The sequence below is a fragment of the Arthrobacter sp. UYP4 genome, assembly GCF_057291175.1.
Genome location: NZ_JBXAVU010000001.1, coordinates 676,777 through 689,293, shown reverse-complemented (window position 1 = coordinate 689,293; position 12,517 = coordinate 676,777). Strand labels below are relative to the sequence as shown.

Here is a 12,517-nt window from a genome sequence, read left to right as displayed (position 1 = left end):
GAGCATACGGTCTCGGTGCTGCGCGCTTCCATTTGTGGGGAGGCTACAAAAAGGGCGACGGCGGGAGCAGCGCTGATGCTGCTTCCGCCGTCGCCCCCCCCTACCGGGCGGGTGGGGTCAGGATTCGCCGCCGGCGTTGCCGGTGGTTCCGGCGTTGACGTCGAGCAGGCGGTACTTCTCGATGGCTTCCTTCGGCGCGTTCGCGTCGACCTCGCCACGGCGGGCGAGCATCTCCAGGGCGCGGACGACGACGGAGTGGCTGTCGATCTTGAAGAACCGTCGTGCTGCCGCGCGTGTGTCGGAGAATCCGAAGCCGTCGGCTCCGAGGGTCGCGAACTCGTTGGGCAGGAACTGGCGGATCTGGTCCGGGACGGCCTTCATGAAGTCCGAGACCGCGACGATCGGGCCCGTGGCTCCCTCGAGCTGCTGCGTGACGAACGGCTTGCGCGCGTCGGCTCCCGGGTTGAGGAAGGCTTCCTCCTCGGCGTCGAGGCCGTCGCGGCGCAGTTCGTTCCAGGACGTCACGGACCAGACGTCCGCGGAGACGCCCCAGTCCTTCGCGAGGATCTTCTGTGCCTCGAGCGCCCACGGCACAGCGACGCCGGAGGCGAGCAGCTGCGTGCGGGGCCCGTCGACCTTCGCGGGCTTGAGCAGGTAGATGCCCTTGAGCAGGCCCTCGACGTCCAGTTCCTCGGGCTCGGCGGGCTGCACGAACGGCTCGTTGTACACGGTGATGTAGTACATGACGTTGCGGAAGGACTCGGGCTTGTCGCCGATGTCCCCGTACATCCGGTTCAGACCGTCGCGGAGGATGTGCCCGATCTCGTAGCCGAACGCCGGGTCGTAGGTCACCACGGCCGGGTTGGTGGAGGCCAGGATCGGCGAGTGCCCGTCGGCGTGCTGCAGGCCCTCACCGGTCAGGGTGGTGCGCCCGGCGGTGGCCCCGATGATGAAGCCGCGCGCCATCTGGTCCGCGGCGGCCCAAATGGAGTCACCGGTGCGCTGGAACCCGAACATCGAGTAGAAGACGTAGATCGGGATCAGCGGCTCCCCCTGCGTGGCGTAGGCCGTGCCCGTCGCCGTGAAGGCGGCCATCGAACCGGCCTCGTTGATGCCTGCATGGAGGATCTGACCCTCGACGGACTCCTTGTACGCCAGGACCAGGTCGCGGTCCACGGAGAGGTAGTTCTGCCCGTTGGGGTTGTAGATCTTCGCCGTGGGGAAGAACGAGTCCATGCCGAAGGTGCGTGCCTCGTCGGGGATGATCGGCGCGATGCGCTTGCCGAACTCCTTGTCCCGCATGAGGTCCTTCAGGATGCGCACGAACGCCATCGTGGTGGCGGCCTGCTGCTTGCCGGACCCACGCTTTCCCATCTCGTACGCCTTGTCGCCCGGCAGGACGACCTCGGCGTGCTTGGTGCGGCGCTCCGGCACGAAGCCGCCGAGTTCGCGGCGGCGCTCCAGCAGGTACTTGATCTCCGGGGAATCCGCGCCCGGGTGGTAGTACGGGGCGTTGTAGAGGTCGTCGTCGATCTGCTCGTCGGTGACCGGGATGCGCAGGTGGTCGCGGAACGCCTTGAGGTCGGCGTTGGTCAGCTTCTTCATCTGGTGGGTCGCGTTGCGGCCCTCGAAGTGCGGGCCAAGGCCGTAGCCCTTGACGGTCTTCGCGAGGATGACGGTCGGCTTGCCCTTGAACTCCGTGGCCGCCTTGTACGCCGCGAAGACCTTGCGGTAGTCGTGCCCGCCGCGCTTGAGGTTCCAGATCTCGGCATCCGAGAGGTCCTCGACCATGGCCTTGGTCTCGGGTGACTTCCCGAAGAAGTGGTCTCGGACGAATCCGCCGGACTCGGCCTTGTACGTCTGGTAGTCGCCGTCCGGGGTCTGGTTCATGATGTCCACCAGCGCGCCGTCCTTGTCCTTCTCGAGCAGCGAGTCCCACTCGCGCCCCCAGACGACCTTGATGACGTTCCAGCCCGCGCCGCGGAAGAACGCCTCGAGTTCCTGCATGATCTTGCCGTTGCCGCGCACCGGCCCGTCCAGGCGCTGCAGGTTGCAGTTGATGACGAAGTTCAGGTTGTCCAGCTTCTCGTTCGCCGCGAGCTGGAGCAGGCCGCGCGATTCGGGCTCGTCCATCTCACCGTCACCGAGGAACGCCCAGACCTGCTGCCCGGAGGTGTCCTTCAGGCCACGGTTGTGCAGGTAGCGGTTGGCCTGCGCCTGGTAGATCGCATTCATGGGGCCGATGCCCATCGAGACCGTGGGGAACTCCCAGAAGTCCGGCATCAGGCGGGGATGCGGGTAGGAGGACAGTGCATTGCCCTCCTTGGACTTCTCCTGGCGGAACCCGTCGAGGTCGGCCTCCGTGAGGCGCCCCTCGAGGTAGGCGCGGGCGTACATCCCGGGGGAGGCGTGCCCCTGGAAGAAGACCTGGTCGCCTCCGCTGGGGTGGTCCTTGCCCTTGAAGAAGTGGTTGAAGCCCACCTCGTAGAGCGTCGCCGCGCCGGCGTAGGTCGAGATGTGGCCACCGACCCCGATCTCCGGGCGCTGCGCGCGGTGGACCATGACCGCGGCGTTCCAGCGCATCCATGCGCGGTACTTCCGCTCGATCTCCTCGTCGCCCGGGAACTCCGGTTCCTGGTCCGCCGGGATCGTGTTGACGTAGTCCGTCGTGGTGACCATGGGCACGCCCACGGACTGTGCACCGGCACGCTGGAGGAGCGAACGCATGATGTACTGCGCGCGCTCGGTGCCCTGGGTGCGAATCAGCTCATCGAGGGATTCGATCCACTCCGCGGTCTCCTCGGGATCCCCATCGGGCTTGCCGACGGTCAGACCGCTCAGAATATCCGCCGTACCTTGTTCTGCAGCCACGCGATATCTCTCCACTTCCACAGATCTTGTCTGTGTCGCTTTATGCCTGCGCACGACTCGTGGGCCCGCGCAGAGATGCATGCTCGGCCGATGGGCGTTAGCGCCGCGGCCATATACCGATTCACTCTATCGCCGCCATGCCGCCGATGCGTAGCGGGATCGGGGCGGCGGGACAGATTACGCCGAGGGCGTGCCTCCGGTCCTGCTCCCGCCGGATGTCCGGGACCGGTCCGCCGCCGGGCGCCAAATCACCGCATCGGCTTGATGCTTGGCGTATAAAGGTGTTGGCTGGTAGCCATGCATATCTACACGGGGGCGCGTCAGGCGACAGTCCCGTCTTTCCAGGAGGAGCTAAGTGAGCGAGGCTGAAGCCGCCACTGCGGTCGACGTGGCAGGCAAGTTGGGTTTCAAGGATGGAGACCTTGTTCAGGAGCTCGGTTACGACGACGACGTCGACTTCGACTTCCGGGAGGCCCTGGAGGACGGCGTCGGGTCCGAACTGCTCACGGAGGACGACCAGGACGTCGTCGACGGCGTGATCCTGTGGTGGCGCAGCGGCGACGGGGATCTCGTCGACGCCCTCGTCGACGCGTTGACCTCGCTCGGTGCTGGCGGCGTCGTCTGGCTCCTCACCCCCAAGTCCGGTCGCCCGGGCTACGTGGCGCCCGCCGACGTCCAGGAATCGGCACCGACCGCCGGACTCCACTCGACGTCGTCGGCCGGCGTCTCCAAGGAATGGGCCGCGACCCGGCTCGTCAGCCGGCGGAAGCAGTAGCCTTGCCGCTCGAGGTGGGGTCGGTAGCCCCTTCGTTCGCCCTGGCGAACCAGTTCGGCGAGACCGTCGCGAACACATCACTCGTCGGGGGATCGGTGGTCGTGTTCTTCCCCTTCGCCTTCTCCCGCGTGTGCACGGACGAACTCGGCCAGCTCCGGGACAACCTCGAACTGTTCGACGCCGCGGGTGTCTCGCTCGTCGCCGTGTCCGTCGACCACAAGTACACGCTGCGCGCCTTCGCGGATGCGAACGACATCTCCTTCGACCTCCTGGCGGACTTCTGGCCGCACGGTTCCGTGACCCGGGCTTTCGACGCGTTCGACGAGGTCCACGGTTACGCGGAGCGGGTCAGTTACGTCCTGGACGGTTCCGGGACGGTGCGCGCCGTGGTGTCCTCCCCGCACGGCCAGGGCAGGCCGATCGCCGACTACGCACGGGCAGTGGGTTCCGTCGAAGCTGCACTGTGACCCGAGCGGAGGACGGTCGGCGCGAACGGGATCTTCCCGGGCCCGAGTCCAACCCCCGGCTCGGCCTCACCGGCTTCGTGAGCGACACCCCGGCGTCCGGCCTCGCTGCGCTGGGGCCCGAGGACCGGGAGCTCCTCGATCAGGCCGTCGCCGTCCTCGCGGGTCTCCGGCTCGCTGTGCTGACCGGTGCGGGTCTGAGCACCGACTCCGGCATCCCGGACTACCGGGGTCCGCAGTCCGTGCCGCGGAATCCCATGACCTACCAGCAGTTCGTGGGCGACGAAGCGCTGCGCCGGCGCTACTGGGCTCGGAACCATGTGGGTTGGCGTCACCTGCGCCGTGCCGATCCGAACGCCGGCCATGCCGCCGTCGCGACGTTGGAGCAGCGTGGGCTGCTGACCGGACTGATCACGCAGAACGTGGACAAGCTGCACTCGTCGGCGGGCAGTGTGAACGTGATCGACCTGCACGGCACCTTCGACCGCGTGGTGTGCCTGCAGTGTGCATCGGTCTTCCCGAGATCGCGCATCGCCGAGATCCTCGAGGACCTGAACCCGGGCTACCTCGAGCGCGCGTCCGACGCCGGGGACGTCGCGCCGGATGCCGATGCGGACGTCGACGACACCGGGGACTTTCAGATGGCGCCGTGCCCGGTCTGCGGGGGCATGCTGAAACCCGACTTCGTCTATTTCGGCGAGAACGTGCCGAAGGCCCGCGTCGCCGAGGCCTACGCCATGGTGGACGCTGCGGGGGCGCTCCTGGTGGCCGGCTCCTCGCTGACGGTCATGAGCGGGTTGCGGTTCGTGCGGCACGCCTTCAAAGCGGGCAAGCCCGTCGTCATCATCAACCGAGGATGGACACGCGGGGACGAGTTCGCCTCGCTGAAGATCGAGACCGGCGTCTCGGAGGCGCTCACCTATCTTGCCGAGCGTCTCCCGGACCTTCCTCCGCAGTAGGTGGTTTCTACCCGGTTCATACAGGTAGTCCGGTCCGAAAGCGAGTATTGATTACTGTCGCTCTGCTCCCTCTATCGCCATAGGTTCATCTCATAGGTCTCTCACGTGGGGTGAAATAATGCGTTCTTCAACCAGGTCTCTTCTCATCGCTTTCGGCACGGCGGCAGCGGTCGCCGTCGTCCCTCTCGCACTCGACCAGGGCGGACAGGCGTCGGACGAACACGCGGTGGCTGTGGTGGACACCACTCCGACGCTGTCGAAGGTCACCGACGTGTCTGCCGGCAGCAGCGCCGTCCCGGCGGGGGACGTGCAGGAGCCCGTTGCCGGGGACACCGCCGTCGCCCCCTCGCCGGCTTCCGGTCCGAGCACTCCCCCCGGCGCGACCGGGAGCGGGATGGGCGGCGACCTCGCGCCGGAACTGCTGCCCCTCCCGCCGTACCCGCAGTGCCCTGTCACCGACGCCGGGGCATGGTGGACCGACCCGGCGGACCCGTACACGTGCCTCCCGCCCGGGTCCGTGCCCTTCCACGAGCCGACGCCGCCGGGCATCGACCCCGGGCTCCTCGAGCCGATCTTCGAGGAGCCCGGCACCCCGCCCGGCCCCGGTGATGACTGCCGCACCATCGGAGCGCTCCAGTGCACCGTCACGATCATGGGTCAGGAGTACGTGGTCACCTTCTCGGACGGGAAGCCCGTGGGGGTGATGGAGGCGCAGCAGTAGTCCGTGCGGTCAGGACGCCAGTGGGCGCTGCCTAGACTGGAACCATGAGGAACCGACGCCGATGGGACCGCCGAACCGGAATGCTCGTGGCCGGTGCCGCCATGCTCGCACTGTGCGTTGCGGCCCGCAGGCTGGGTATCGGCGTCGGTGAAGCCGGTTCCGGGCCGTCCCTCTGGCTGGCGCTGCTGTTCATCATCGGGGCAGCACTCGTGCTGGTGGTCCTGGTCGAGCGGCTGGTCGCGATCCTGCGGAAGCGCTGAAGGGCCGCAGCCAACCCCTCGACGACAGAACCCCGCCGTTCCGGGCTTTGGCCCTTGGAGCGGCGGGGTTTTCTGTGGTGGGTCCTACCGGGATCGAACCGATGACATCCACGGTGTAAACGTGGCGCTCTACCAGCTGAGCTAAAGACCCTCGTCCTGTGATGCCGCCACCGGCTCCTGCCGATCGGGCGCCATCACAAGGATTGACTATACCGGCTTGCCGCAGGATCGCACCAATCCGGGTGGCGCTATTCGCCGGCCGCGAGCTGCCCGCAGGCGCCGTCGATCTCCTTGCCACGGGTGTCCCTGAGGGTCGTGGGGATACCGGCGGCGCGGAGGCGGTTGATGAACTCCGTCGAGACGCTCTTCTCCGACGCCGTCCAGATGGAGCCCGGCGTCGGGTTGAGCGGGATCGGGTTGACGTGCACCCAGCCACGGCCGCGCTGGTTCAGTTTCTTCGCCAGTAGGTCCGCACGCCAGGCGTGGTCGTTCATGTCCTTGATCAGTGCGTACTCGATGCTCACGCGGCGCCCCGTGGTCCGGTAGTAGTTGTAGGCCGCGTCGAGGGCCTCGTCGACCTTCCAGCGCGTGTTGACGGGGATCAGCTCGTCGCGGAGTTCGTCGTCGGGTGCGTGGAGGGACAGCGCGAAGGTGACGGGCAGCGACTCGGCGGCCAGCTTGTTGATGGCCGGCACGAGCCCCACCGTGGAGACGGTGATGTTGCGGGCGGACATGCCGAGGCCCTCGGGGGAGTCGTCGACGAAGCGGTGCAGTGCCGCCATCACGCGCTTGTAGTTGGCCAGCGGCTCACCCATGCCCATGAAGACGATGTTCGTGACGCGGTCGGCGTCGTGCCCGCCATCGGTGCGCAGGTCGCCCAGGGCGCCTTCCGCGAGGGCGCGGTTCGCGGCGACCACCTGGTCCACGATCTCCGCCGTCGACATGTTGCGGGTCAGGCCCGCCTGGCCGGTGGCGCAGAACGGGCAGTTCATGCCGCAGCCGGCCTGGGAGGAGACGCACAGGGTCACGCGGCCCGGGTAGCGCATCAGGACCGATTCCACGAGGGCGCCGTCGAACAGCCGCCACAGGAACTTGACGGTGTCGCCGTTGTCCGTGGTCAGCCGCTTCACCTCGGTCAGGAGCGGCGGGAACATCGCCGAGACGAGCTCCTCCCGCCCGGCCTTCGGGAGATCGCTCATCGCCGCGGGATCCGTGGTGTAGTGCGAGAAGTAGTGCTTCGACAGCTGCTTGGCGCGGAAACCCGGGTGTCCCAGCTCCTTCAGCCGGTCCTGCCGCTCGGCCAGTGTGAGGTCGGCGAGGTGCACCGGCGGCTGGCTGACCCGGGGGGACTTGAACTGAAGCAGCGGCCGGCCGTCGCTGGACACGATCGGCTCGGCGCCCTCGACCTCAGGGCGCACCTGGGGGCGCGAGGAGACGGGAGCGGGGGCAACGGGGGTAACGGTAGCGTCGGACATCACTACCATTCTTTCACGGATGGCACCAGCGGCCCAGTCGACGGCGTGTCGGCCGCGACACGTCCGGTGGCTGGAAGCGGCCGAAACATGACGGCGCCGAGGGCGGTCGGTGTGGCGGCGGGCGATACGTCGGTAATAGTGTGAAAGCGATCGGATGGCCCGCGCGGAAACGCGCCGGAAGCACCGGCACATGCAGTGCTATGCATGCAGCTGACAAACGACGGAGAACACATTGAGCGCACAGATCGGCGTCACAGGCCTGGCAGTCATGGGAGCGAATCTCGCCCGGAACCTGGCCCGCAACGGCTACACCGTGGCCCTGCACAACAGGTCCATCGAGAAGACCGACTCGCTGCTGGAGAAGCACGGCGCCGACGGTGAGTTCATTCGCACGGAGTCCCTGCAGGAACTGGTGGACTCCCTCGAGAAGCCCCGCCGGGTGCTGATCATGGTGAAGGCCGGCAAGCCGGTGGACTCGGTGATCGATCAGCTCACTCCGCTGCTGGAGCCGGGTGACATCGTGATCGACGGCGGAAACTCGCACTACGAGGACACGCGCCGCCGTGAGGCCGCGCTGTCGAAGCAGGACCTCCACTTCGTCGGCGTCGGCGTCTCCGGCGGCGAGGAGGGCGCGCTCCTGGGCCCGTCGATCATGCCCGGTGGCTCCCGTGAGTCCTACGATTCGCTCGGGCCGATGCTCGAGAAGATCTCCGCCAAGTACAACGGCGAGCCCTGCTGTCGCTGGATCGGCACGGACGGCGCCGGTCACTTCGTGAAGATGGTGCACAACGGCATCGAGTACGCGGACATGCAGGTCATCGGCGAGGCCTTCGACCTGCTGCGCTCGGGTGCGGGGATCGAGCCTGCCGAGCAGGCGAAGATCTTCAGCGACTGGAACTCCGGCACGCTGTCCTCCTTCCTGATCGAGATCACCGCCGAAGTGCTGGGCCACACGGACGAGCGGACCGGCAAGCCCTTCGTCGACGTCGTCGTCGACGCGGCAGGGCAGAAGGGGACCGGCCGGTGGACCGTGGTCTCCGCGCTGGAACTGGGCAGCCCGACGTCGGGCATCGCTGAATCGGTGTTCGCCCGGGCACTGTCCTCGCAGAAGGACCAGCGCGTGCTGGCCCAGGACCTCCTGCAGGGCCACGAGGACACCGTCGAGCTGCCCGACACGTTCGTCGAGGACGTCCGGCTCGCCCTCTACGCCTCGAAGCTCGTGAGCTACGCCCAGGGCATCGACATGCTCACGTCCGCGGCGAAGGAGTACGGCTGGGAGCTCAAGCTCGACGAGATCGCCTCGCTGTGGCGTGCCGGTTGCATCATCCGCGCAGAACTGCTCGACGACATCATGAAGGCCTATGCAGTGGCCGACGAGCGTCCCGCCAACCTCCTGCTCGCACCGGCGTTCACCGAGGCCATCGCCGGCGCGGTCCCGGCCTGGCGCCGGGTGGTCGCGACCGCCGTGCAGCTGGGCATCCCCGTTCCGGTCTTCTCCGCGTCGCTGGCCTACTACGACGGCCTGCGCCGCACGCGCCTGCCGGCCGCGCTCACCCAGGGCCTGCGCGACCTCTTCGGCGCGCACACCTACAACCGCGTCGACACCGAGGGCACGTTCCACACCCTGTGGGGCGAGGACAAGTCCGAGATCGAAGCCGTCGACACCCACTGACGGCACCCCGAACGCAGGGAAGCCCCGGACCGTGGTCCGGGGCTTCCCTGCGTTCGGGTCAGATGTAGATGGCGGGGTCCACGTACTCCGCGGGGTCGACCGCCGGCTGCGTCTCGCGCCGCGAATCGCGGTGGCGGAACGTCGCCGGGATGCCCGTCACGATCGAGTCGGGCGGAGTGTCCTTCACGACGACGGCGTTCGCGCCGACAGCGCTGCCGGCACCGATGGTGATCGGACCCAGCACCTTCGCGCCCGCACCGATGGTGACGCGGTCCCCGATCGTGGGATGGCGCTTCACCTTCTCGAGCGAGCGTCCGCCGAGGGTCACACCCTGGTAGAGCATGACGTCGTCGCCGATCTCCGCGGTGCCGCCGATCACGATCCCCATGCCGTGGTCGATGAAGAACCGGCGCCCGATGGTGGCCGCCGGGTGGATCTCGACCCCGGTGAGGGCGCGTGCGAGCTGCGCCAGGGCACGCGCCGGGAAGCGCAGCTTCTCGTTCCGCCACATGCGGTGGGTGAGGCGGTGCATCCAAATGGCGTGGAGCCCGGAGTACACGACGGTGTTCTCGAAGGAACCGCGGGCAGCCGGATCGTGGGTGCGCGCGGTCTCGAGGTCCTCGCGCAGTCGTTCTAGAAAGCTCACCGGCTACCTTCTCGTGGGGGTGTCATGGGGTTCAGCAGTGTGGGAGGGTCCTCCGCGGCGGGATCAGCCGCGGATGTCGTCGAAGAGCACCGTGGAGATGTAGCGCTCGCCGAAGTCGCAGACAACAGCCACGATGAGTTTACCGGCGTTCTCCGGGCGCTTCGCGAGTTCGAGGGCGGCCCAGACGATCGCCCCCGACGAGATGCCGCCGAGGATGCCCTCCTGGGTGCCGAGCGCGCGTGCCACCCGCACGGAGTCCTCGACGGTCGCGTCGAGCACCTCGTCGTAGATGTCGCGGTCGAGGTTCTCGGGGACGAAGTTCGCGCCGAGGCCCTGGATTTTGTGGGGACCCGGTGCGCCACCGTTGAGGATGGGGGAGTCGGCGGGCTCGACGACGACGATCTGCACGCCGGGCTTGCGCTCCTTCAGCACCTGGCCCACGCCGGTGATGGTGCCACCGGTGCCGACGCCCGCGACGAAGATGTCCACCTCGCCGTCGGTGTCCTCCCAGACCTCCTCGGCCGTGGTGGCACGGTGGATGGCCGGGTTCGCGGCATTGGCGAACTGCTGTGCCCAGATGGCGTTCTCCGTCGTCGCGACGATGTCCTTCGCGCGCTCGACGGCGCCGCGCATCCCTTCGGAGCCCGGCGTCAGGACGATCTCGGCGCCGTAGGCCCGCAGCATCACACGGCGTTCGGTGGACATGGTCTCCGGCATGGTCAGCACGACCTTGTAGCCGCGTGCGGCACCGACCATGGCGAGGGCGATGCCGGTGTTCCCCGAGGTCCCCTCGACGATCGTGCCACCCGGGCGAAGCGCGCCGGCCTTCTCCGCCGCGTCGATGATGGCCACGCCGATGCGGTCCTTGACGCTGTTGGCAGGGTTGTAGAACTCGAGCTTGACGGCTACCTGCGCATCCAGCCCTTCGGTCAGGCGGTTGAGGCGGACGAGGGGGGTCCGTCCCACCAACTGGGTGACGTCGTCGTAGATCTTTGCCATGCGCGGGAGCCTGCCTGTTCGGGGGTGGAGGGATGCGGCGTCGGCCGGGGCATTGTCAGGGACTGCCCGGGACCGACGGCGGTCAGCTTAACGGGTGGGGTCCGGTGCGCCTACGCGGCGAGCCACTGGGCGTAATATTTCCGGGCCTTCGACAGCTTGGGGTTGATGATCACCTGGCAGTAGCCCTGCTCGGGGTGCTTCGCGTAGTAGTTCTGGTGCCAGTCCTCCGCCACGTGGAACTCCGGGAGCCTGCTGACCTCGGTCACGATCGGGTTCTTCCAGTTCTGCTGGTTGCGGCTGATCGCGTCCTCGAACAGTGCCTTCTGCTCGGCGTCCTGGTAGTACATGACGCTGCGGTACTGCGTGCCGACGTCGTAGCCCTGCCGGTTCAGCGTGGTGGGGTCATGGGACACGAAGAACATGTCGAGGATGACGTCCTCCGGGATCACGGACTCGTCGAACGCCACCGCGACCACCTCGGCGTGACCGGTCATGCCGGAGCAGACGGAGTCGTAATCGGGGTGCTTCGTGTGGCCTCCCGTGTAGCCGGACACCACTTCGGTGACACCGCGGGTCTTCTGGTAAAGAGCATCGAGGCACCAGAAACAGCCCCCTCCAAGCACGAAAGTCTTCATGTCCTTGTCAATGCGTGGCACGCTCCGATGATTCCCGGTGCCGATCAGCCCCCGGCGGACGGTGCTGAGTTGGAGGGGCCGCCGGCGGCGGGTATTACTGGTGTCATGGAACAGCACGAGCACGGCCGCGGTGTCGCTCCGTCCGGCACCGCGTGGGCCTCCCGCAAGGGCGACGGTGCCGCGCAGGGAGTCCCGGCGCCGACCGTGGGAGACGTCCTCCGTGCCATCGAGGAGCTGTGGCCGGAGAGCCTCGCCGAGGGCTGGGACGCGGTCGGGCTCGTCGCGGGCCGGTCGGGGAACCGGGCGGCGAAGATCCTGTTCACCGTCGATCCCACCGCTGCCGTCCTGGACGAGGCGCTGGGCTGGGGAGCCACGATGATCGTCTCCCACCATCCCCTCCTGCTGACGCCCGTCTCCTCCGTTGCCGCGTCCGGCTTCAAGGGCGAGGCGGTCCATCGCCTGATCGAGGCAGGATGCGCCCTGGTCACCGTCCACACCAACGGGGACAGCGCCGTCGGCGGCGTGTCCGACGTCCTGGCCGACGCCCTCGGGCTGCGTGATGTCGAGCCACTGGTTCCCGCTGCGGACGGGCTGCCCGAGGAAGGAATCGGGCGCGTCGGGGACCTCGAGGTACCGGTAGCGCTCGGGGCCTTCGCGGAGGCGGTCTTCTCCATCCTGCCGGCCGTCGCCGGTGGCGTGCGGGTCGCCGGGGACAAGGACGCGCTGGTCCGCCGGATCGCGGTGTGCGGAGGCGCGGGAGACTCCCTGTTCGAGCACGTCCGGGCCAGCCATGCCGACGTCTACGTGACGGCCGACCTGAGGCACCATCCTGCCTCCGAAGTGAGGGAGGCGGCCGCCGGCGGTACCCCCTACCTCGTGGACGTCTCCCACTTCGGCAGTGAATGGCTGTGGCTCACGCCCGCCGCCGACGCCCTGGGCACGATGCTCTCCGACCAGGGCTTCGCGACCGACATCCGGGTCAGCGGGGTCAACACCGACCCGTGGGACTTCGTCCTCACTCCCGGTCACTGACGACCGGG

General features: G+C 68.0%; 12 protein-coding genes and 1 tRNA gene. 7 read left to right on the top strand and 6 right to left on the bottom strand.

The features are described 5' to 3' along the window. Positions 1-117: 117 nt before the first annotated feature. Positions 118-2,871 (bottom strand): pyruvate dehydrogenase (acetyl-transferring), homodimeric type, encoded by a 2,754-nt coding sequence (aceE, locus tag AC0Z9V_RS03225; RefSeq protein WP_133080677.1) that lies wholly within the window; start codon positions 2,869-2,871, stop codon positions 118-120. Between the two features lie 355 nt (positions 2,872-3,226). Here aceE and AC0Z9V_RS03220 point away from each other — a divergent pair, with 355 nt between their 5' ends. From AC0Z9V_RS03220 to AC0Z9V_RS03200, 5 genes are all read left to right on the top strand, one after another. Next, positions 3,227-3,646, top strand: coding sequence for a DUF3052 domain-containing protein (locus tag AC0Z9V_RS03220; protein ID WP_133080676.1), 420 nt, complete (start codon positions 3,227-3,229; stop codon positions 3,644-3,646). A gap of 2 nt (positions 3,647-3,648) precedes the next feature. Continuing rightward, positions 3,649-4,113 (top strand): redoxin domain-containing protein, encoded by a 465-nt coding sequence (locus AC0Z9V_RS03215; RefSeq protein WP_459290048.1) that lies wholly within the window; start codon positions 3,649-3,651, stop codon positions 4,111-4,113. A gap of 110 nt (positions 4,114-4,223) precedes the next feature. Next, entirely contained in the window at positions 4,224-5,069 is an 846-nt protein-coding gene (locus tag AC0Z9V_RS03210; protein ID WP_485141270.1) for an NAD-dependent protein deacetylase, read from the top strand. A gap of 118 nt (positions 5,070-5,187) precedes the next feature. Next, positions 5,188-5,790, top strand: a complete 603-nt coding sequence (locus tag AC0Z9V_RS03205) for a hypothetical protein (protein WP_485140678.1) — start codon at positions 5,188-5,190, stop codon at positions 5,788-5,790. 44 nt (positions 5,791-5,834) lie between these two features. Next, positions 5,835-6,050, top strand: a complete 216-nt coding sequence (locus AC0Z9V_RS03200) for a hypothetical protein (RefSeq protein ID WP_208741349.1) — start codon at positions 5,835-5,837, stop codon at positions 6,048-6,050. A 75-nt stretch (positions 6,051-6,125) separates the two neighbouring features. Here AC0Z9V_RS03200 and AC0Z9V_RS03195 read toward each other — a convergent pair. Then, positions 6,126-6,201 (bottom strand) — tRNA-Val (locus AC0Z9V_RS03195). Positions 6,202-6,298: 97 nt separating this feature from the next. Beyond that, positions 6,299-7,525, bottom strand: coding sequence for a dual-specificity RNA methyltransferase RlmN (gene rlmN, locus AC0Z9V_RS03190; protein ID WP_485140677.1), 1,227 nt, complete (start codon positions 7,523-7,525; stop codon positions 6,299-6,301). A gap of 232 nt (positions 7,526-7,757) precedes the next feature. Here rlmN and gndA point away from each other — a divergent pair, with 232 nt between their 5' ends. After that, positions 7,758-9,197: an NADP-dependent phosphogluconate dehydrogenase gene (gene gndA / locus AC0Z9V_RS03185; protein WP_133080668.1), complete on the top strand. Its 1,440-nt coding sequence runs from the start codon at positions 7,758-7,760 to the stop codon at positions 9,195-9,197. 58 nt (positions 9,198-9,255) lie between these two features. Here the strand turns inward: gndA and epsC are convergent, their stop codons facing one another. The 3 genes from epsC to msrA all read right to left on the bottom strand — a co-directional run bounded on the left by epsC (position 9,256) and on the right by msrA (position 11,477). Continuing rightward, positions 9,256-9,843: a serine O-acetyltransferase EpsC gene (gene epsC / locus AC0Z9V_RS03180; protein ID WP_133080667.1), complete on the bottom strand. Its 588-nt coding sequence runs from the start codon at positions 9,841-9,843 to the stop codon at positions 9,256-9,258. A gap of 63 nt (positions 9,844-9,906) precedes the next feature. Then, complete coding sequence (gene cysK / locus AC0Z9V_RS03175) at positions 9,907-10,842, bottom strand: cysteine synthase A (protein WP_208741343.1); 936 nt, start codon at positions 10,840-10,842, stop codon at positions 9,907-9,909. Between the two features lie 110 nt (positions 10,843-10,952). Further along, entirely contained in the window at positions 10,953-11,477 is a 525-nt protein-coding gene (gene msrA, locus AC0Z9V_RS03170) for a peptide-methionine (S)-S-oxide reductase MsrA (RefSeq protein WP_485141269.1), read from the bottom strand. Between the two features lie 105 nt (positions 11,478-11,582). On the opposite strand from msrA, the gene AC0Z9V_RS03165 reads away from it, so the two are divergent. Continuing rightward, positions 11,583-12,509, top strand: coding sequence for a Nif3-like dinuclear metal center hexameric protein (locus AC0Z9V_RS03165; protein WP_485140676.1), 927 nt, complete (start codon positions 11,583-11,585; stop codon positions 12,507-12,509). Positions 12,510-12,517 lie beyond the last annotated feature (8 nt).

Bases quoted from the DNA above. Each gene is read 5' to 3' on its own strand.
- rlmN (WP_485140677.1), bottom strand. From the start codon at position 7,525: ATGTCCGACGCTACCGTTACCCCCGTTGCCCCCGCTCCCGTCTCCTCG.
- AC0Z9V_RS03200 (WP_208741349.1), top strand. From the start codon at position 5,835: ATGAGGAACCGACGCCGATGGGACCGCCGAACCGGAATGCTCGTGGCC.
- AC0Z9V_RS03165 (WP_485140676.1), top strand. From the start codon at position 11,583: ATGGAACAGCACGAGCACGGCCGCGGTGTCGCTCCGTCCGGCACCGCG.
- msrA (WP_485141269.1), bottom strand. From the start codon at position 11,477: ATGAAGACTTTCGTGCTTGGAGGGGGCTGTTTCTGGTGCCTCGATGCT.
- AC0Z9V_RS03205 (WP_485140678.1), top strand. From the start codon at position 5,188: ATGCGTTCTTCAACCAGGTCTCTTCTCATCGCTTTCGGCACGGCGGCA.
- cysK (WP_208741343.1), bottom strand. From the start codon at position 10,842: ATGGCAAAGATCTACGACGACGTCACCCAGTTGGTGGGACGGACCCCC.